18 protein-coding genes are annotated in these 19,864 nt (G+C 37.7%); all 18 read right to left on the bottom strand.

Going from position 1 to position 19,864, the window contains the following annotated elements:
* Positions 1 to 6: 6 nt before the first annotated feature.
* Positions 7 to 252 carry a phosphoribosylpyrophosphate synthetase gene (locus tag B0E34_RS10455; RefSeq protein ID WP_228423053.1) on the bottom strand — a complete coding sequence of 82 codons (246 nt, stop codon included), beginning with the start codon at positions 250 to 252 and terminating at the stop codon, positions 7 to 9.
* 74 nt (positions 253 to 326) lie between these two features.
* Positions 327 to 1,202, bottom strand: coding sequence for a DUF3347 domain-containing protein (locus tag B0E34_RS10450; RefSeq protein ID WP_084018991.1), 876 nt, complete (start codon positions 1,200 to 1,202; stop codon positions 327 to 329).
* Between the two features lie 268 nt (positions 1,203 to 1,470).
* The gene (locus tag B0E34_RS10445; protein WP_084018992.1) at positions 1,471 to 1,650 is read right to left on the bottom strand and encodes a hypothetical protein; all 180 of its coding nucleotides are present in this window, start codon (positions 1,648 to 1,650) and stop codon (positions 1,471 to 1,473) included.
* 259 nt (positions 1,651 to 1,909) lie between these two features.
* The gene (locus B0E34_RS10440) at positions 1,910 to 2,131 is read right to left on the bottom strand and encodes a heavy-metal-associated domain-containing protein (RefSeq protein ID WP_084018993.1); all 222 of its coding nucleotides are present in this window, start codon (positions 2,129 to 2,131) and stop codon (positions 1,910 to 1,912) included.
* Between the two features lie 98 nt (positions 2,132 to 2,229).
* Entirely contained in the window at positions 2,230 to 4,644 is a 2,415-nt protein-coding gene (locus B0E34_RS10435; RefSeq protein WP_084018994.1) for a heavy metal translocating P-type ATPase, read from the bottom strand.
* An 89-nt stretch (positions 4,645 to 4,733) separates the two neighbouring features.
* The gene (locus B0E34_RS10430; protein WP_070566701.1) at positions 4,734 to 5,297 is read right to left on the bottom strand and encodes a helix-turn-helix domain-containing protein; all 564 of its coding nucleotides are present in this window, start codon (positions 5,295 to 5,297) and stop codon (positions 4,734 to 4,736) included.
* Between the two features lie 115 nt (positions 5,298 to 5,412).
* Complete coding sequence (locus B0E34_RS10425; RefSeq protein WP_084018995.1) at positions 5,413 to 6,237, bottom strand: RteC domain-containing protein; 825 nt, start codon at positions 6,235 to 6,237, stop codon at positions 5,413 to 5,415.
* Between the two features lie 360 nt (positions 6,238 to 6,597).
* A complete protein-coding gene (locus B0E34_RS10420) occupies positions 6,598 to 8,730 on the bottom strand; it encodes a heavy metal translocating P-type ATPase (RefSeq protein ID WP_087709269.1) in 2,133 nt (710 codons plus the stop codon).
* A complete protein-coding gene (locus tag B0E34_RS10415; RefSeq protein ID WP_072885935.1) occupies positions 8,727 to 9,326 on the bottom strand; it encodes a methyltransferase family protein in 600 nt (199 codons plus the stop codon). Before B0E34_RS10415 ends, B0E34_RS10420 begins: the two co-directional genes overlap by 4 nt.
* Before the next feature lie 14 nt (positions 9,327 to 9,340).
* Positions 9,341 to 10,633 (bottom strand): efflux RND transporter periplasmic adaptor subunit, encoded by a 1,293-nt coding sequence (locus B0E34_RS10410; RefSeq protein WP_072885934.1) that lies wholly within the window; start codon positions 10,631 to 10,633, stop codon positions 9,341 to 9,343.
* Between the two features lie 6 nt (positions 10,634 to 10,639).
* A complete protein-coding gene (locus B0E34_RS10405) occupies positions 10,640 to 15,007 on the bottom strand; it encodes a CusA/CzcA family heavy metal efflux RND transporter (RefSeq protein WP_087709267.1) in 4,368 nt (1,455 codons plus the stop codon).
* A 252-nt stretch (positions 15,008 to 15,259) separates the two neighbouring features.
* Entirely contained in the window at positions 15,260 to 15,586 is a 327-nt protein-coding gene (locus B0E34_RS21990) for a DUF6660 family protein (protein WP_084018999.1), read from the bottom strand.
* A 58-nt stretch (positions 15,587 to 15,644) separates the two neighbouring features.
* A complete protein-coding gene (locus B0E34_RS10395) occupies positions 15,645 to 16,052 on the bottom strand; it encodes a Fur family transcriptional regulator (RefSeq protein ID WP_084019000.1) in 408 nt (135 codons plus the stop codon).
* A 6-nt stretch (positions 16,053 to 16,058) separates the two neighbouring features.
* Positions 16,059 to 16,397 carry a hypothetical protein gene (locus B0E34_RS10390; protein WP_072885930.1) on the bottom strand — a complete coding sequence of 113 codons (339 nt, stop codon included), beginning with the start codon at positions 16,395 to 16,397 and terminating at the stop codon, positions 16,059 to 16,061.
* A 79-nt stretch (positions 16,398 to 16,476) separates the two neighbouring features.
* Positions 16,477 to 16,683 (bottom strand): GDCCVxC domain-containing (seleno)protein, encoded by a 207-nt coding sequence (locus B0E34_RS21585; protein ID WP_084019001.1) that lies wholly within the window; start codon positions 16,681 to 16,683, stop codon positions 16,477 to 16,479.
* Positions 16,683 to 17,285: a mercuric transport protein MerTP gene (gene merTP / locus B0E34_RS10380; protein ID WP_084019002.1), complete on the bottom strand. Its 603-nt coding sequence runs from the start codon at positions 17,283 to 17,285 to the stop codon at positions 16,683 to 16,685. The genes B0E34_RS21585 and merTP overlap by 1 nt, the downstream gene beginning before the upstream one ends.
* Positions 17,282 to 17,656, bottom strand: coding sequence for an ArsR/SmtB family transcription factor (locus tag B0E34_RS10375; RefSeq protein WP_084019003.1), 375 nt, complete (start codon positions 17,654 to 17,656; stop codon positions 17,282 to 17,284). Before B0E34_RS10375 ends, merTP begins: the two co-directional genes overlap by 4 nt.
* A 149-nt stretch (positions 17,657 to 17,805) precedes the next feature.
* Positions 17,806 to 19,806 (bottom strand): conjugal transfer protein MobC, encoded by a 2,001-nt coding sequence (gene mobC / locus B0E34_RS10370; protein ID WP_084019004.1) that lies wholly within the window; start codon positions 19,804 to 19,806, stop codon positions 17,806 to 17,808.
* Positions 19,807 to 19,864: the final 58 nt, after the last annotated feature.

Genomic DNA, 19,864 nt, shown 5'->3' with positions numbered 1-19,864 from the left:
TAAAAGTTATGTTGCACTTAATTTTTTTGCCATCTCATGGGTCATTTCTTCGGCATAAGTACCATAGGCATCAACAAGTACGCCTTTATTCTTACTATCATTAGACGATATGGCATAAATTACGGCATTGTTATCAGGACTGCTGTCGAGGCTTTCAAACCTATGAGTTTCCGTAACCGTAAAATCCTCCGGTTTTAGTTTCAGGCTCCTTGACGTACAGTACAGACAGTCCGGCAACAGACTAAAGTCCATACTGTACCCACGTTGTCTTAGGTCTTTAAGCGCCTGCACCATGTCATTGTACTGTACCATAGCTTTCAGACCTGTTATTTAATGGTTTCGACCGTACTTCCGCAGGTGAGCATCTGTGAGCCGTAATATGGATTTTTAACCGCATTCTCTTTACTTAGCCAATTGGCTCCCTTACCTCCGTTGTACATAGGGCAGTGCTGGTAATAAATGGGGGTGTCCTGTTTAGAAACTTTGGCAAGTGTGTAGATGCTTTCCGAAAGTGCCGCAAAAGAACTTCTTTGTTTTGCAACATCTTTTGATTTTGAAATGCTTTCCGCATTGGCCGTCAAATCCTGCATCACTTTCATCCAAGCCGTATGTTCCTCTGCCGATAGCTTGTTCATATCGACTGCTTTAAGGGATGCAGCCAATTCAGCGGCTTTGGCAGATGCGGTCGCCGCATCGGTTTTTATCAAAGCGTCTTTCACTGAAAAGTAGTTGTCAAATACAGCTTTTAGCTGTGATTGGTTTTGAGCTGCATCTTTATTAGCTGCCATTTGGCTATGGTCGTGATTGCCATGTCCGGCATTCATGTCCATGCCAGCCTCTTTGTTTTTGGCAACCGTCTTCACGGGTCTATCATACTGGCAGCAACCAGCCAGTTTAGCATATACGTCATCCGGCGCACGGAACTTCTCACTGTCATAACCAGCCAAAGCAATACGTTTCAGGATTTCATCCTGATTTGTTTTGTCGCCGTCATAGGTGAGCGTAGCCATCTTGGTATCTTTGTTCCAGTCCACGCTGGCTACCTTTTTTACGTTACCTGCTTTTTCGATGGTGGTTTTGCACATACCACAATTGCCGTAAATCTTTACGGTTTCTGTTTTCGCATTCTTGATTTGTGCGAAGCCGTTTATTGATGATAGTAACACGGCGATTACCATCACTATTTTTGATAATGATTTCATAATAATTACATTTTGAGAAACGGGGGATTGATAAACCCGTTTCTGTTTTAAATTTTAAGTAAATGATACAAATAGGGGATTTGCAAAAGCCGGAACAGCTTCTGACAGGACACACCTATGGCTATCAGGCCATAGTTTTAGCTTATTTTAGGCGGTAGCCAAATGGAGAAAAAGCCCGAAGAATAATAGGCTTCTTTGAAACCGAATTTTTGCTTTTTACTTGCTGCAAATTGATTTTTTGCTTTTAATTCGATTATAACTGGTAAACTTAAAGAAGTGATTGAAGCACCGCACCTGCAAGAGCTGTGTGAACAACCGCCCCCGCAATTGTCACTTTTGCATTTTTTACAGGATTTGCCCTTGCAACCTTTTTTATGTTCTGATTTTTTGGATTTTTCTTTTGAGCAGGAAGACTGCTCGGTTTGTGTTGATTTTTTGGAACAAGCATAACTCTGATTGGGCATCAGGAAGAAACCCAAAAAGAAAAGTGTTAAAATGCTTATATGTATTCTCAAATTTTTCAACGCTACAAAGTTACAAATAAGATTGGTTTTTTTATCGTTTTGCCTTTTTTTTGCTATATAAACAAAAAATACTACATCCGCAATAGCCTTTCAGTCTTTTTTCAGAATTGATAAAATACCCTTTCCTGAAAGCCTACCCTTGTAAAAGTTCGGTCAGAAAAGGGCATTTTAAAAGACTTTGGATTAGACGTTCAAAGGCTCTATTTTGAAGCCTGCCTTTTGCACAGTGGATATTACTTCTTGCTCGGTAATTCCCTCGGACTTCACGGTAAGCACCTTGTCCTTATTGTTGGTGTCCACGTCCCAATGGCAGATGCCCTCTGCCTTGTCCAAGTGTGGTTTTACAGATGCGATACAACCGCCGCAATTAATGTTTGTCTTGAATTGAAATTGTTTATTTTCCATTGCTAATAAATTTAAGAGTTATTGATAATGCAAATTTCAGTGCTATTTGGTTCAGAATTGTTGTGTAATTTCTTATTTGATTTGTGATTTTTACTGTTTTACTTCTTCCACTTCAACCGCAGGCTGTTACTTACCACGCTCACGCTGCTCAACGCCATTGCTGCGCCCGCTATCATCGGGTTTAGCAAGAAGCCGTTAATTGGGTAAAGGATGCCCGCTGCCACCGGAATACCGATTAGGTTGTAAATAAACGCCCAAAACAGGTTTTGCTTAATGGTGGCTACGGTCTGTTTTGACAATCGTATTGCCTGTGGTATCTTGGTAAGGTCTGATGAAATGATGGTCATTTTGGCTACCTCCATTGCGATGTCCGAACCTTTGCCCATTGCGATACTTACATCGGCTGTTGCCAATGCGGTGCTATCGTTGATACCATCACCTACCATTGCCACTATTTTACCTTTGCTTTGTAGCTCTTTCACAAAATCGGCTTTATGCTGTGGTAATACCTCGGCTCTGTAATGTTTAATGCCAGTATGCGCAGCAATGGCTTTGGCGGTTGCTTCATTATCTCCGGTCAGCATATACAGGTCTATACCCATATCCTGCATTTCCCGGATAGCTTGCACCGATGTTTCTTTAATCTTATCGGAAATGGCAATTACAGACAGAGCCTGTTTGCCGTTTGCAAACCAAATAACGGTTTGGGATTGTTTGCCCCATTCTTCGGCTTTGTTTTGTAATTCGTCAGCAATAGCGATGTTGTTTTCTGCCAATAGCTTTTTATTTCCTACATAATAGGTTTCGTTGTTATGGTCTGCTTTTGCGCCTTTACCTGTAATGCTGTCGAACAATGATAAAGTTGCGTTTCCTGCTCCGTTCAAATGTTTTACTACTGCTTCCGCTAATGGATGTTCCGATTGCTTTTCGATGCTTAATAAAATATTTTTGGTCATATCGTCATTGTTCAGCCAGGCAATATCTGTTACTTGTGGTCTTCCCTCGGTAATGGTTCCGGTTTTATCCAATACAATTGCGTTTATCTTTTTAGCCAGTTCAAGGCTTTCCGCATCCTTAATCAAAATACCGTTTTCAGCACCTTTGCCAACGCCTACCATAATGGCGGTCGGGGTCGCTAAGCCTAAAGCACAAGGGCAGGCAATAACCAATACCGTAACGGCTGCCAGCAAGCCTTGCACAACTCCGTTTTCGCCCCCTAACACCAACCATAAGATAAATGTAAGGATAGCAATACCCATTACTACCGGAACAAAGATGCCTGCAATCTTATCTACCAGCTTCTGTACTGGAGCTTTGCTTCCCTGTGCATCCTGTACCATTTTGATGATGTGTGCAAGCATGGTTTCTTTGCCAACTTTCACCGCTTTGAATTGAAAGCTGCCTTTTTGGTTAATCGTTCCGGCAAATACCTTTTCATTTTCCTTTTTCAACACAGGCACAGGCTCACCGCTTAGCATACTTTCGTCCACATAGGAATTACCTGATGTTACCATACCATCCACCGCAATTTTTTCGCCGGGCTTTACGAGTATAATATCACCTGCACTTACATCTTCAATAGCCTTCTGTCTTTCTGTGCCATCAGCTTCTATCACAATAACCGTTTTAGGCTGTAAGCCCATTAGCTTTTTAATGGCTGAAGATGTATTACCTTTGGCTCTTTCCTCTAACAGTTTCCCCAAGAGGATAAATGCGATAATTACGGCAGCGGCTTCAAAATAAACGTGAGAGTGTAGCCCTCTTTGATGCCAAAAGTCTGCAAATAACATATTGAATACACTGAACAGGTAAGCAATACCAGTACTTAATGCAACCAGTGTATCCATATTGGCAGAACGATGTTTTGCCTGCTTCCACGCATTGATAAAAAAGTCTTTTCCTAACCAGACAAGTACCGGAGTTGAGAAAAGCCACATTATCAGGTTTGCATAAGGCATATCCATAAAGAACATACCGATTACCACCACAGGCAAAGAGAGGATGATTGCCCAAATGGTTTTGTTTTTGAGTTTCCTGAATTTCTCGGTGTGAATAGCTTCTAACGTTTCCTGCTGTGTGGTTTCGTCTTCAATCAATAAGTCATAACCAACTCCTTGTACTGCTTTTTGCAGCGTTGAAGCATTGGTCATGTTTGGTAGATATTCTACCGTAAGATTACCCGTTGCAAAATTCACGGAAGCATCAACTACTCCCGATTGGTATTTAACAATGCTTTCGGCACTGCCCGCACAGGATGCGCAGGTCATGCCCAATACCGGAAAAGCACTTTTAACCGTAGGAACTCCGTAACCTAAATCTTTAATTGCCTTAACAGCTTCGCCTACTGTTTCATTGCTATCTACTGTAATAGCTGCCCTGCGGTTATTTAGCTCTACTTTGTGGGTTTCTATGCCTTTTACTTGTGTCAACCCTTTTTCAACGATTAATGCACAATGTTCGCTTTCCACATCCTCCAATGGAATGTATATTGTTTCTTTATTATTAGTTGCCATATTCTGCTTGCTTTAATTAACAATGCAAAATTGGCTATTATATCAACGGGTGCTATTGTGAAATTTTGGAATTGATTTGTAAAATTTATTTACACTTTATCCAATGGCTTTCTTTTATCTTCTTTTATCTGTTTGAAATAGCTCGGTGTCAGTCCTGTTACTTTTTTGAATTGATTGCTTAGGTAGGATACACTCGAATAGTTCAGACGAAAAGCAATTTCACTCAAAGACAACTCATCGTACACCAGCAATTCTTTTACTTTTTCAACCTTTTGGGCAATAAAGTATTTTTCAATAGTAGTACCCTCTACCTCTGAAAACAGATTGGACAGGTAATTATAATCGTGATGCAATTTATCGCTCAATACATCTGAAAGATTGATTTTTACATCATTATCTTGATGGTGTACCAAGTCAATGATAGTGTTCTTTATCTTCTCTATTATCCTACTTTTTTTATCGTCAATTATCTCAAATCCCAATGGCTCTAAAGTTTTTACCAAAGCATCTTTTTTTGTAGGGGTTATCTCTTGTGCTAAGGTTACTTCGCCCAATTTTATATTCTTAATGCCTAAACCGAGTTTTTCCAATTCATTTTGCACCACTATAATGCAGCGGTTACAGACCATATTTTTTATAAAGAGTGTATTCATATTTATTCTCTGCCCACATTTTGTATTTAATATAAAAGCAATAAACAAATTTACGATTTAAGTTTAATTACTTTGACTTCTTGTCACGAGGAATAAAGGCGTTGTACATATATGTTTACTGTTTTTCGTCTTGTTCGTCCATTTTTTTAATCAGTGCTTCACATAGATTGTCAAGGAATTTCGTTCGGTTTATTTTGCGGGCTTTCAGTTCCATAAACGTGTGATAGAAATCACCTAATTCAATATTAAAGGCATCTTCAAATGCTTTAGCAATCAATTTTATGTCTGTATTCCCATTGTTAAATACACTTTGGGAATATAGTGCATAAATAAGTTCCGTCAGTGCTGTTTTGCTTGCCGTCCATTTCAACGAATTTTCTGAAGTCTTTTTTAGATTAAGGTTATTCAACTTGTCTTCCAAATAAACCTGTATCAGATCATTGGCAATTATCTTGGCAACCTTATAATCGTGCGAAGTAGAAAAAGTATGGTCTGCCTCAAAATAAAAGGTATCTAACCATAGCCTTATATCGTGTTTTCCCCGTACAAATATTTTTTCATCCACAAAAGAATTATTGCTTCGGTAATACTTATAAAAATCAAGGTTGTTATCAAAGAACCTTTTTAGCTTTTTCAGTTCTTTGATAAAATATTTCCTGATGCGCTTATTCCCATACGGTCTTCTCGTTTCTATTTTATAAATGGCGTTGTAGTAGATGAGCTTTGAAACAATAACAGGTTTCTGATATTTGAAAAAGCGGATTTCTTCATTAGTATTCTTAAATCCTTTTTTCAAAACGTATTCCTTTAATTCCGAAAGGCATTCGAGAATAAGGTGTATGGCAGCTTCAATACGTTGTAAGGAGCAATCGACTTCAACCTCCAATTCGCTAATTTCTAATTCCAGTTTAGAGAGTGTTTCTTTGTAGAATTTGTCCATTCCTTATCTTAAATCTATTAAAAAAATAATTGAGAAGCCTAAATACTGTAATATTTGAAAAGAATTTACATTTTCAGGCTTCTCTTTTGAAACTTTGGTTTTTGCTTGATAACTTATAATTCCACTTTTAGTGATAGTGATAGATATAATAGTGTCTAATTTTTATGTATATCAAAGCAATAAGGCACACAGCTAAAAATATCCCAAAAAGTATCATAAAGAGCGAAGGTTTTTTCGACTTCAACAAATTACCATTTGAGGGTTTAGAAGCTTTGTATCTTTTGTACGGAGGTACTTTTTGATAACTTTTGCCTTTCCTATGCATTGTTAGTTTTATTCATTATTAGAATAAGCTTAATTCTAAAATTTCATCCTCTGTATTCTTACAGCATTCAAAATTGCCAATAATGCTACACCTACATCTGCAAAAACAGCTTCCCACATTGTGGCTAAACCACCTGCTCCTAAAACGAGAACGACAGCTTTTACACCAAATGCTAAAATGATATTCTGCCAAACTATTTTCTTGGTTTGCTTTCCGATATTGATTGCCATTGGGATTTTACTTGGTTTATCATCCTGAATTACAACATCTGCAGTTTCAATAGTGGCATCGCTTCCTAAACCACCCATTGCAATTCCTACATCGCTCAAAGCTACTACAGGCGCATCATTCACGCCATCGCCAACAAATGCTACGGTTTCGTTTTTGGCTTTGATTTCTTTTACTTTATTTACTTTGTCTTCCGGCAATAAATCGCCAAAGGCATTATTAATTCCTAATTTATCGGCAACAAATTTTACCACGGTGCTTTTATCTCCGCTCAACATTGTAGTTTTTACGCCTAATGCTTTTAGTTTGTCAATTGTAATCTGTGCATCTTCTTTAATACTGTCGGCAATGGTAATGTAGCCTGCAAATTTTCCATCGTAAGCAATGGCGATTAAAGTGTAAACAATCGTACTTGGGTCTAAATCATAACTGATATTGAACTTGTCCATCAATTTGAAATTACCTACCAATAATTCTTTTCCGTTTACGTTGGCTTTTAAACCGTGACCTGCTATTTCTTCTGTGTTTTCTAATTTTAGGGAATTGTCAATTTCTCCTACATATTGATGAATGGCTGTGGCAACAGGATGTGTACTTTGACTTTCTAAGGCATTTACCAATTTCAGAATTTCGTCTTTATTTAATTCAGGTTTCAAATTAACTTCCTGTACTTTGAAAACGCCTTCGGTCATTGTTCCGGTTTTATCCATCACAACATTCTGAATACCTGCAATCACATCTAAAAAGTTACTTCCTTTGAATAAAATCCCATTTTTTGAAGCGGCACCAATTCCACCAAAATACCCTAAAGGAATACTGATAACCAAAGCACACGGACAAGAAATAACCAAAAACACTAATGCTCTGTATAACCATTGACTGAACAAATAATTATCAACAAAAAAGTAAGGAACAACAGTAATAAGCACTGCTAATAACACAACAATTGGTGTATAGATTTTTGCGAATTTTCTGATGAATAACTCTGTTGGTGCTTTTTGTGCAGTAGCATTCTGAACCAATTCCAAAATCTTTGAAAGCTTGCTATCGGTATATGCCGTGGTTACTTTTACCTGTGCAACTGTGTTTAAATTTATCATTCCTGCTAAAACAGTTTCGCCTTTGGTTTTGGTGTCGGGTTTGCTTTCGCCAGTTAATGCTGCGGTGTTGAATGCTGCCGTTTCGGATAATAATTCGCCATCTAATCCTAATTTCTCTCCGGGTTTTAATTGAATGATATTGCCGATGCTTACAGTTGCTGCTTTTACAGTTTTAGGTTGGTTATTTTCTAAAATCGTTACTTCATCGGGTCTTTGGTCGAGCAGGGTTTTAATGTTGGCTTTGGCTCTTGTTACGGCTAATGTTTGGAACACTTCGCCAACGGCGTAAAACAGCATAACGGCAACACCTTCGGGATATTCGCCAATGGCGAAAGCTCCGATAGTGGCAATGCTCATCAATAAAAACTCTGAAAATACATCGCTTTTGCGGATGCTCTCAAATGCTTCTTTAATTACAGGAAATCCAACAGGTAAATAGGCTATTGCATACCAAATAATTCTTACCCAACCTGTAAACCAGGATTGCGGTAGCCAATTATCAAAAGCAATAGCAATCATCAATAGCACGAATGAAATGATTGCAGGCAAGAACATTTGAAGGGTGGACTTATTTTCATCGTGGCTATGGTCGTGTCCATCATCGTCTGAATGTTCGTTGCTGTGGTCGTGGTCTAATTCTTCTTTGAACCTTGTACCGTGAAAATGACCATCGCCTTTGAAGTGGCGCTCTCTTGTTTTTTCTTCAATAACGGGTAAGGCTTTGGCACCTTCCTGCTGCACCAATTTTTCATCGGCTTTTTCATTTATTTTTGCTTCCTGCGGCGAACAGCAAATTTGCTTGCCGTGGGCATCGTAGATATGTTTATGTTCTGTACTCATAATAATCTTCTTGTTTTAGATTGATAGGATTTGTATTGCTCACCGTGTTGCTTTTTCAGAAATTCTTCTTCTAACCTTATTTGTATGTGTATAACAATATAGGTAGTAAGCAAAATGCAAAAGGAAACGGCATTGGGAATGACAAGAAATAATCCTGCCACACAAATAATCATTCCCAAAAAAATAGGATTTCTGCTAATAGAAAACAGCCCTTTGGTTACTAAATCCGTTTTGTTTTGCTCATCAATACCAATGCGCCAACTATTGCTCATTTGCACTTGCGCAATGATTATCCATATTAAAGAAATGTGGATTAGAATTAGTCCGACAAAATGAATATTTAGATTTTGTAAATAAGGTATAGGGATAGTAAATTGATAAATATTCCCAAAGCTGTACATTAGTATTACAACAAACAATGCGGCTAACAATACTTTCATCACATTGCTAATATAGTTATGTGCATTGGGTTCTTTTCCAAAAGTAATTGGGTTAATACCCGTGCTTTTGTATGTACGGTATGAGGGTATTACAAATGCAAAAAGCAATACAAGAGCATAGAAAATGGGCAGGTAATATCTTAGAAAATCATTCATAATTTATACAATTTTTAGTGTCCGTGTTCTCCTTCTCCTGCATTAACGATTTTAGCCATAACGAAAAAAGCATTCTTAGTTACGATTTTTGCACCCTGTGGAATTTCCTTTAATGCAGTAATTTGTGTATAACCCATATCAGATACGCCTTTCAGCACTTCTACCTTTTCAAAATTCTTAGCAGTTTTATCTTCTTTATGGTCTTTTTCTTCGCCCTCTTTGTGGTCGCCTTCTTTTTCGCCTTCTTCGTGATGGGCTTCTGCTTCTTTATTGGTTTGTACAAAAATGTAGTATTTGCCATCGGCATTTACAATCGCATCAGTTGGTACAGCAGGCGTTGTTACATTATTAAGGCTTACAATTCCTGTGATATTCATTCCATCAATTAAACCACTTTTATTACCATTTACACGACAATGAACGGCGATGGTTTTGCTCTCGTTTTCAAAGGATGAACCAATGCTGAAAACTGTAGCATCATACTCAGCAGTAGGATTATTGGTTAAAGTAAAATGAATAGTTTGTCCAACTTTTACCTGTGGTAAATCTTTTTCAAACACCTGTAAATCTAAATGCAATGAACTGTTATCTACAATTTCGATAACCGGCGAAGAAACATCTACATAACTTCCAATTTTGGCAAAAACGTTGCTAACCGTACCATTCAGCGGACTGGTTACGACCAATGCGGATTTTAAATTTCCGTTTGATACCGAACCTGGATTGATGCCCATTAATTGTATCTGCTGTTGCAAGGAAGCTCTGCGGGTTCTTAAACTGCTTAATTCGGCAGTAGCACTTTGCAGATTTTTCTTTGCACCTGCATTGCCTTCATTCAGTTCTTTTTGCCTTGCTAATTCCTGTTCTGCAAACGTAATTCTGCTTGCTGTACTCAAATATTCTTCCTGCAATTGGATGAACTGCGGATTGGCAATGGTTGCAATAACCTGACCTTTTCTTACATAATCTCCAATTTGAACTTTCAGTGTTCTTATCACACCGCCATACAAAGAAGTGGCGTTGGCTTTATTGTTATTGGGAACTTTCAGATTTCCGTTTGCTTTGATGGTTGCTGTTAATTCCTTGTGTTCAATGGTGCCTAATTGTATGCCTACCGTTTTTATTTGTTCTTCGGTAAGTGTGGCAATGGTTGGCGTTTCTTCCTCGTGTGGTGCTTCTTCTTTTCCTGCAGTTTTGGTTTCGGCAGATTTATCTTCTGCTTTCTTATCATTTTTACAGGCAGAAAAAGCAAATAGTAAAACAGCTATGGCTGTCATCAACGTGATTTTTTTTATATTGAATTTCATTTGTACTTATTGATTGATGAATGAATAAATATTGATTACAGATTGGTTGACCTGCTGAATACTTTTGAGGTAATTCAACTGAATATCGGTTGCGGTTTGCAAGGCAAAAAGATATTCTACATAACCGATGTCGCCTGTTTTGTAACCTAATTGTGCTGCTGAAACAATTTCTTTAGCATTAGGCAAAGCTTCTTGCTGAAAATAATTGAACTGCTTCATATCCTGCTGGTATTGCAACAAAGCATTTTGCATTTGCGTTGCCAACGTTCTCTGTTGCTGTTGTGCATTGGCTTCGGCTGCTTGCTTTCTATAATCCAAAGATTTTATTCTGGCTTTGGTAGCACCGTAAGTAATGGGAATTGCAATGCCGATGTTTACAGAATTAAACCGGTTTCCGCCATTGAAAAACTTCTCAGCTCCATTCACATTTTGAAAACCAATTAAAGACTGATTGACATACCCAATCGTAAAATCGGGTAAACCTTGTGCCCGTTCTACTTTTTTGGTTTTTTCCGCAATAACTGCTTCCTGATACAAAGATTGAATAGCAGGATGATTGGCTACTGCATCATTATCCAACAAATTTGAAATTTGTAAAGGCTGAAAATTTCCATTTCCTGATATGGTAAAATCTTCTTTCGTATTCATCAATGTTTTCAGATTGGCAACGGCATTATTTAAGAAAACTTCATTTTGTTTTAATAACAAATTGATTTCGCCTTTCTTGGCTTCTGCCGTACTGATGTCCACTTTTTTGGTATCGCCCGTTTTGTAACGAAGCTTTGCAATGCCTATGAAATTGTTGTACAAACTGTCTAATTCCTGTAGTTGTTTTTGATTGTGTTGCAAGTACAAAATTTGATAATAATAAGTACGTACTTGGTTTTTTAATTCTAAAACACTCAAGTTCTTCTGCAATTCTTTACCTTTAATTTCAGCATTAATCAACTCCTTTTTTGCTCCGAATAATGACGGAAAAGGAATGGTTTGTGACACCTGAAAAGACTGGTCGAATTTGGTGCTGTTGTACTGTCCCAACTGTGCATTAATATCCAACTTAGGTAATTCTCCGGCTGTTTTTTTCAACGCTTTGCTGGCATCAATTTCTAAATCTGAAGCTTTAATGGCTTGATTATTTTGAAGCGCAATATTTATCGCATCATCAACACTTGATAAATGCTGTGTTTGTGCATTTGCTGTAAAGCCTGTTAATGACAGAAGCAATACAATGATAGTTGCAATAGGTTTCACTTTGGGTTTTCTTTTTAAATTAATTTTTGAATTGAAAATGATGTAGAGTAAAGGCAGAACGAACAGCGTAAGGAAAGTTGCCGTAACCAAACCACCGATTACTACGGTTGCTAAAGGTTTTTGAACTTCTGCACCTGCACTGCTACTTAGTGCCATCGGTAAAAATCCTAAGCTCGCAACGGTTGCCGTCAACAATACAGGTCGAAGTCTTATTTTTGTTCCTTCGATTACTCGTTTGAAAACATCTTTTATTCCTTCTTTTTCCAATTGGTTGAAAGTGCCTATCAATACAATTCCGTTAAGAACGGCTACACCAAACAAGGCGATAAAACCAATTCCTGCACTGATGCTGAAAGGCATTCCACGAAGCATTAAAGCCAATACGCCACCAATGGCGCTCATCGGAATTGCGGTAAATATTAAACCTGCTTGCTTAAAGGAACGGAACGTGAAATAGAGCAACACAAAAATTAATAACAAGGAAATAGGAACGGCTATCATTAATCTATTGCTGGCTTCTTTCAGATTTTCAAACTGACCGCCGTAAGTGAAATAATAACCTGGTGGTAATTTTACCTGTGCATTTAATTTTTGTTGAATTTCTTCAACCACACTTTGCACATCTCTGCCTGCAACGTTGAACCCGATTACAATTCTTCTTTTTCCTGCTTCACGACTTATTTGCGCCGGACCTAATTTATAATCAATCGTAGCAACTTGTGATAACGGAATTTGATTGCCTGTGGAAGTTGGTATCATTAAATTATTTACATCTTCAATACTGCTTCTGTGAATACTATCTAACCGAACCACCAAATCAAATCTTCTTTCATTTTCGAAAACCACACCTGCACTTTTCCCTGCAAAGGCGGTACTTACAACGTTGTTTACGTCTTCTACATTAATGCCGTAATTGGCTAAACGAGTTCGGTCATATTCTACATTAATTTGTGGTAATCCGCTTACACGTTCTACTTGTGGAGCTGTAGCACCTTCTACGGTTTGAATAACTTTGCTTACTTTATCGGCATTCAACGCCAATGTATCTAAATTTTCTCCGAATATTTTTACTGCCACATCTTGTCGAATGCCTGTCATCAATTCATTGAAACGCATTTGTATCGGTTGGTTTTTTTCAAAAAATACTCCAGGTATTGCTTCTAATTTTTCATTAATGGCATCTGCTAATTCATCGTAAGTTCTGCCACTTTTCCATTCGCTTTGAGGTTTCAGCAAAATCATCATATCGGTTGCCTCGGGTGGCATTGGGTCGGTGGGTACTTCTGCTGCTCCTGTTTTACCGACCACCATTTTTACTTCATCAAATTCTTTAATAATTCTTGAAGCTTGCATTGATGTTTCGATACTTTGGCTTAATGAACTTCCTTGTGGTAAAATGCAGTGAAAGGCAAAATCGCCTTCCTGCAATTGTGGTATAAATTCGCCACCCATTCTGCCAAATAGAAATAGTGTAAAAGCAAATACAGCAACGGTTATGCCCACTAACCAATATTTTATTTTGATGGCTTTTTCTAATAAAGGCTGATACATTTTTTGCAACCAATTCATCATTTTATCTGAAATGGTTTCTTTGTGCATCGGCTTTTTAGATAAAAACAAAGCACACATCATCGGAATATAAGTAAGGGATAAAATCAATGCGCCAAATATTGCAAAACCTACTGTTTGCGCCATAGGACGGAACATTTTTCCTTCAACACCTACCAACGTCAAGATAGGAATGTAAACGATTAAGATAATGATTTCGCCAAAAGCTGCACTGCTACGGATTTTAGAAGCGGATGTAAAAACTTCGTTATCCATTTCCAATTGTGTAAGTTTTTGCTTAGATTTTCTTAAACCCAAATGATGCAAAGTGGCTTCTACAATAATTACCGCACCATCTACAATTAAACCAAAATCTATCGCACCCAAACTCATTAAATTGGCACTCACGCCAAAGACATTCATCAAGGCTAAAGCAAATAGCATCGCTAAAGGAATAGCGGAAGCGACAATCAATCCCGCTCTGAAATTTCCCAAGAAAATAACCAATACAAAGATGACAATCAATGCACCCTCTATCAGGTTTTTTTCTACGGTACTCATTGCTCTGCCTACTAAATCGGTGCGGTCTAAATAAGGTTCAATGATAATATCATCGGGTAAAGATTTTTGAATAACGGGTAGTTTTTCTTTGATACGATTGACAACCTCGTTACTGTTTTCGCCTTTCAGCATCATTACCACACCGCCCACTGCATCTACTTCGCCGTTATAAGTCATTGCGCCATATCTTACCGCACTTCCAAATCTTACATCGGCTACATCTTTAATAAAAATAGGAATACTGCCACCGTCATTTTTTACACTGATATTTTTTACATCATCTAAAGAAGTAACCAAGCCAATTCCACGAATGAAATAAGCATTTGGTTTTTTATCAATGTAGGCACCGCCTGTATTTTGATTGTTTTTTTCTAATGCCGTAAAAATATCAGTAACACTTACACCCATTGCTCTAAGGCGGTTCGGGTTCACGGCTACTTCATATTGTTTCAGCTCGCCACCGAAGCTATTGACTTCGGCAATTCCTGGTGTTCCGTAAAATTGTCGGGCTACAATCCAATCCTGCATTGTGCGCAATTCTTTGGCATCGTATTTTTTCTCGCTTCCTTTTTTGGGATGGATGATGTATTGATACACTTCGCCCAAACCTGTACTTACGGGAGCCAGTTCCGGCGTACCAATTCCTTTCGGGATTTTCTCTTCGGCTTCTTTTAATTTTTCATTGATTAATTGCCGGGCAAAATAAATATCTACATTGTCTTTAAATACAACCGTAATTACCGACAAACCAAACCTCGAAATGCTCCGTGTTTCTTCTAAATCTGGAATATTGGCAATACTTTGTTCAATAGGAAAAGTTACTAATTGTTCTACTTCTTGCCCCGCCAATGTGGGACAAACCGTAATTATTTGTACCTGATTATTAGTAATATCGGGTACGGCATCAATGGGTAATTTTGTGGCGCTCCACACTCCCCAAATAATGAGCAACAAGGTCATTATACCAACGACAAGCTTGTTCTTGATACTGAATTTTATAATGTTATCTAACACGTATTTCTGTTTAATATTTTACAAAAAATATACTTGCCACTTGTGGTAAGCAGCCAACAGATTTATGAATGTCTATGGAATGGAAAACGTACTATTTGCCTATTATCACAAAAGCAAAAGCTTTATGGATTTATCTGAAACAAACAGGAAAACTTAAATGGATTGCACATATCATTATAAAATGAATGACAGGAGCATCATCAGTTAAGGCTAAACATCAGCCATCAACAGCATTTGGAAAATCTGTAAAAATTAAACATTAAACTTGGGTGGGTTCCAGATATTTCCTTGGTAGCGGGAAATTAAGGTGTAATCACGGATTGTGATTTTTTTAGTAACGAAAGCAAGTTTAGGTTGCTTGATTTCAAAAGGCTTGAAATTAAAAGACCCGATGCTTACACTGCAACAACTGCAATAGCAAAAAGGACTACAATTGTCGTCGCTATCCTGGTTATGGTCGTGAGATTGGGCGGTTTCAAATTTAGGAACGGTATCTTCACACTGATTGCTTGCATCGCTGCAAGGCAACGCTGCGAGTACCATCAGGTAAAAAGTCCATATTGTGAGAAACCATTTCATTAGGGTACAAATATAGAAAAATAATTTGTGCAATCGGATTGCAAAGTTTCAGATTATTTTAATTGCATCTGTCACACCTTCCTTTAAGCACCAAATTGATACCTTCTAATTTGAAGTTTAGAGGAATATTGATGTTGGGAATTTCTGCATCTGTAAGGCAAAAAGTTCGTTTGCATTGTGAGCAATGGAAATGCGTGTGCTGCTCCGAAGGATTACAACTGCAGCCGGATTGGCAAAGTGCATATTTTACAACACCCGTTCCATCATCGATTGTATGGATAAGTTTGTGCTCTAAAAATGTTTTTAAAGTTCTAAACAAAGTGACATTATCTGCATTTTCGAACTGTTCTGCCAATTCTTTATGACTGATGGCGTATTGTTGCTGCATCAATTTTTCTGCCACCAACAAGCGCATTGCGGTAGGTTTTATATTTCTTTGTTGTAAAACATTTTCTAATTCAGTCATTCTAATTCAAATTTCTATTGTCCAATCATCCTTGTCATCTTCGTTAACTGCTATTTGCTCTATGATGCTGTTCGATACACTGTCGGAGTACGTGCCATAGCCATTTACGAAAATCCCTTTTGCTCCGTCTTTTTGGTTTCTCATCGCATACAAGATAGCTTCATCTTCCAAGTCATTCAGTCCTGTAAAACGATAAATTTTATCAATAACTATGTCACTTAAATTGACCTTTTCGCCTCCTATTTTGTATGAGATATTTTCTTCCAATAGGTTAAAATCTTCGGTATAACCTCTTAGTCTTAATATTTCAATTACCTCTGATAATGTTTTTTCTGTTGATAGCATAAGTTATTTTTATAAGTGTTTACAAATAATTAGTAAAACCTACCGATTTTTTATGTGATTTCTATAAAATGCGTTCTATTTAGCAACATTTTTTATCCTGTTGTATTGGTGGACAAGGAACACTGGCATAGCTACAATACACACAGCAGTCGCCTTGTAGTGGTTTTAACCTTGTTTTGCAATTTTCACATTCATAAAAATACTGACAAGCATCAACTGGCATTGTTTCCTCTTTTTTGTGCCCACATTTTGGGCAAGTTATTATTGATTGTAATTTAATTTCCATTATGATATAACTTTACTTTCTAGTGATTTATAACCTGTCGAATTGATAGCTTTTTCGATTTCAGCAATACGGGTTTGCTTATTATCAAACTTGACAATAGCGTTGCCTTTCTCATAGGAAACGACAACTTCGATAATTCCTTTTAGTTTGCTAACCTCTGTTTTAATATGATGTTCACAACCTGAACAAGTCATTCCTTTAATTGTAAACTCAACTTTCTGAATTTTGGAACTTTGGGTAATAATTGTTTTGTTTTCGGGCTTTGGAAAAAAGATGTGAGCGTAAATTGGAAATGATAAAAGTAAAGCCACCACAAGGGTAATAATTCCTAAAAATGATTTTGTTTGCATAAAATTTATTTTTTCAGTTGTTTCACATTTACAGTCAATTTTCTTTTGCGGTTTCAACTTTTGATACCAAGCAAAACCAATTACTAAAATTGTTAAACCGATAAAATATGGTCGGAAAGGTTCGAGCCAGGAAAAGTTTGAAGCAAGTCCGCTCGTCCCTGCTATGAGAGCTAAAATAGGTGTAATGCAACACAATGAAGCTACAATTGCTGTCAAAAGTCCAGTCCCGATTAGTTTGTTGTCCGTTTTCATATTGTTTCTAAAATTTTGTTGTCGTCAAGTATTTTAAAAAATGGTTCCAACATTTTTTCATACTCTTTCGTCAACGAGTAAAAAATGGTTTGCGCTTCTCTTTCGGTTTCAATAAGCTTTCGGTCTTTGAGTTTTCTCAAGTGCTGAGAAATTGCTGAAATTGTCATACCAAGAATATCGCTTAAATCACAAACACAAAGTCGTTTTTCTTCAAAAAGAAGAAACAGAATTTTCAGTCTTACATTGTTTCCCGTCAACTCAAGTCCGTTCGACAAATAGTCAAACGAGCCGTGGAGTTCTGAAACTCGTTCTTTACAGCGATTGATTTGTTTAATGTCAGCCTGTTGTCTTATGCAAGAAGTATTATCCATAATGCAAATATAGCTAATTTTCTTATTTAAGCAAATGCTAAAATATAAGTATTAAAATTTGGTATTTTATATGTTGATGTAATGGTGCCGTTTCTTTCAATTCTTCTAACAATATATTAACAGAGACATCACAAAAATATTTAGTATAATCATTCTTTCTGTACCAAATGCTGTAAGTTCGGGTCATTCTTGATGCGCTCCATTTCACTTGAAACAATATTCAGGATGTCTGCTTTTATTTGTTTATAATTACTTTCAATTTCCTGCTTCATCTTATCCTCGCTCTGCTCATTCACAAAAGATAAGATTTGCGGTATTTGCTGATAGGCTTTGCTTTCTGCTGCTACCTTTTCATTATCCACCACAATTTCGGCGTGAAATATCTTTTGCTCGATACGTTCATCAAAGTTATCCGATACAGAACCCACGAACATACCCTGTGTAAGCGTTGAAATTTTGGAAGCTGGAATAAGGCTGTCTAACTGTGTGGAAATAGAAGTTGATTTATCATTGCGGTTAATCGTCATACTTTGGCGTTTCTGCAATACCTTACCGAAGCGTTCCGATAGGCTCTTTGCTGTTTCGCCAACCACTTGACCACTGAATATATTACCGACTGTATTTTGTATTACCTTACTCTCTTTGTCGCCGTAATCCCTTGTTAATTGCGAAAAATCCTGAAATCCTAGGCATACCGCCACCTTATTACTTCTCGCCGTTGCTATAAGATTATCCAGCCCCCTGAAATAAATCGTAGGCAACTCATCTATGATAACGGAACTTTTAAGCTGTCCCTTTTTATTAATCAGCTTTACAATCCTTGAATTGTACAAGCCCAAAGCTGCGGAGTAGATATTTTGACGGTCGGGATTATTACCCACGCACAAAATTTTTGGTTCTTTAGGATTGTTGATGTCCAATGAAAAATCATCGCCAGTCATTACCCAATATAACTGTGGACTAATCATTCTTGACAAAGGAATTTTTGCCGATGCAATCTGTCCCTGTAATTGGTCTTGCGCTCCACCTTGCCAAGCATCCATAAAGGGCGATAAATAATTTTCCAAATCAGGGTACGAGGTTAAAATCGTGAATACGTCCGAATACTTTTTGTTCAGTAATTCAATGGCGTGTGGGAACGTACAATACTTACCATCTTCGTAGATTTTCAGATACCAAATAATGGCAGCTAAAAGAATGATTGGGCTTTCCACGAAAAAATCCCCTTGCTTCTGTATCCACGACCTGTTGAGGTTCAGCATTATGGTGTAAGCCGCTTCGTAGGCATCAGAAATGTCCGTCATAAAATCGGGATTGAGTGGATTGCAACGGTGGCTCTTGCGTGGGTCGTCGAAATTTATCACGTAAAATTTCGGCTGAACTTTGTACTTGTCCCTGTGCTTCAGTAGATGATTGTAGGCAATGGTTGAAAGGTCATCAAACTTGAAATCGTAAATGTACATACTAAAGCCTTTCTCTATCTGCTGCTTGATGTAGTTATTTACGATTGCATAAGATTTACCTGAACCCGGAGTACCCAACACGATTGATGCCCTGAAAGGATTTACAATGTTTATCCAACCGTTGTTCCATTTGCCTTTGTAGTAAAATTTGGTGGGCAGGTTGACGGAATACTCGTTTTCCATCAGCTTGGTTTCCTGTTGAAAGCTCTCGTTCTCGTTATTGAAAACATCGTCCATCAGATTAGTGCGGAGCAAGCGGCTCATCCATACACCTGCCATCAGCAAAGCGATATAGCCTAATGAGATAGTAAGGATATATAGGAATGTGCCTGTTGCCGGAAATAACTTTAGCAACGGTGTGTTTAGAAAGAACAGCACAAAGCCAACGCCCAACGCCACGTAAATTTTAGACCAGGTTATTTTCTCATTTTTTACGCCCTTTGTTCCTAAGCAACTTAAAGCCAGTAAAACCAAAGCGAATGCTTTGGTGTAAAGGGTATGTGAAAACAAACCCGCCGTCCGGTCGAAATTGACTAATATCTTGTTGATTACTTCCAACGTCCAACCACGTTCTAAAAAGAAACCGTAGCAGAACCAATAAAGGTGCATCAGCACCAAAAGAATACTGACAGCCCGCATAAAAGCCATTATCTTGGCAAGTCCTCTTAAATCGTCTTCTCCCTGCATTATTTTAAGTTTAATGTTCGGGCGTGAATTTAAAGGCTCTATGGAGTGGCTATAAGAA

It is taken from the genome of Chryseobacterium mucoviscidosis (assembly GCF_002177115.1).
GTDB lineage: Bacteria > Bacteroidota > Bacteroidia > Flavobacteriales > Weeksellaceae > Chryseobacterium > Chryseobacterium mucoviscidosis.
The sequence above is the reverse complement of the archived record's forward strand: the minus strand, read 5'-3'. Positions and strand labels throughout refer to the sequence as shown.

Excerpts from the sequence above, each read along its gene's own strand:
- B0E34_RS10455 (WP_228423053.1), bottom strand. The coding sequence starts at position 252 with ATGGACTTTAGTCTGTTGCCGGACTGTCTGTACTGTACGTCAAGGAGC.
- B0E34_RS10450 (WP_084018991.1), bottom strand. The coding sequence starts at position 1,202 with ATGAAATCATTATCAAAAATAGTGATGGTAATCGCCGTGTTACTATCA.
- B0E34_RS10445 (WP_084018992.1), bottom strand. The coding sequence starts at position 1,650 with ATGCTTGTTCCAAAAAATCAACACAAACCGAGCAGTCTTCCTGCTCAA.
- B0E34_RS10440 (WP_084018993.1), bottom strand. The coding sequence starts at position 2,131 with ATGGAAAATAAACAATTTCAATTCAAGACAAACATTAATTGCGGCGGT.
- B0E34_RS10435 (WP_084018994.1), bottom strand. The coding sequence starts at position 4,644 with ATGGCAACTAATAATAAAGAAACAATATACATTCCATTGGAGGATGTG.
- B0E34_RS10430 (WP_070566701.1), bottom strand. The coding sequence starts at position 5,297 with ATGAATACACTCTTTATAAAAAATATGGTCTGTAACCGCTGCATTATA.
- B0E34_RS10425 (WP_084018995.1), bottom strand. The coding sequence starts at position 6,237 with ATGGACAAATTCTACAAAGAAACACTCTCTAAACTGGAATTAGAAATT.
- B0E34_RS10420 (WP_087709269.1), bottom strand. The coding sequence starts at position 8,730 with ATGAGTACAGAACATAAACATATCTACGATGCCCACGGCAAGCAAATT.
- B0E34_RS10415 (WP_072885935.1), bottom strand. The coding sequence starts at position 9,326 with ATGAATGATTTTCTAAGATATTACCTGCCCATTTTCTATGCTCTTGTA.
- B0E34_RS10410 (WP_072885934.1), bottom strand. The coding sequence starts at position 10,633 with ATGAAATTCAATATAAAAAAAATCACGTTGATGACAGCCATAGCTGTT.
- B0E34_RS21990 (WP_084018999.1), bottom strand. The coding sequence starts at position 15,586 with ATGAAATGGTTTCTCACAATATGGACTTTTTACCTGATGGTACTCGCA.
- B0E34_RS10395 (WP_084019000.1), bottom strand. The coding sequence starts at position 16,052 with ATGACTGAATTAGAAAATGTTTTACAACAAAGAAATATAAAACCTACC.
- B0E34_RS10390 (WP_072885930.1), bottom strand. The coding sequence starts at position 16,397 with ATGCTATCAACAGAAAAAACATTATCAGAGGTAATTGAAATATTAAGA.
- B0E34_RS21585 (WP_084019001.1), bottom strand. The coding sequence starts at position 16,683 with ATGGAAATTAAATTACAATCAATAATAACTTGCCCAAAATGTGGGCAC.
- merTP (WP_084019002.1), bottom strand. The coding sequence starts at position 17,285 with ATGAAAACGGACAACAAACTAATCGGGACTGGACTTTTGACAGCAATT.
- B0E34_RS10375 (WP_084019003.1), bottom strand. The coding sequence starts at position 17,656 with ATGGATAATACTTCTTGCATAAGACAACAGGCTGACATTAAACAAATC.
- mobC (WP_084019004.1), bottom strand. The coding sequence starts at position 19,806 with ATGCAGGGAGAAGACGATTTAAGAGGACTTGCCAAGATAATGGCTTTT.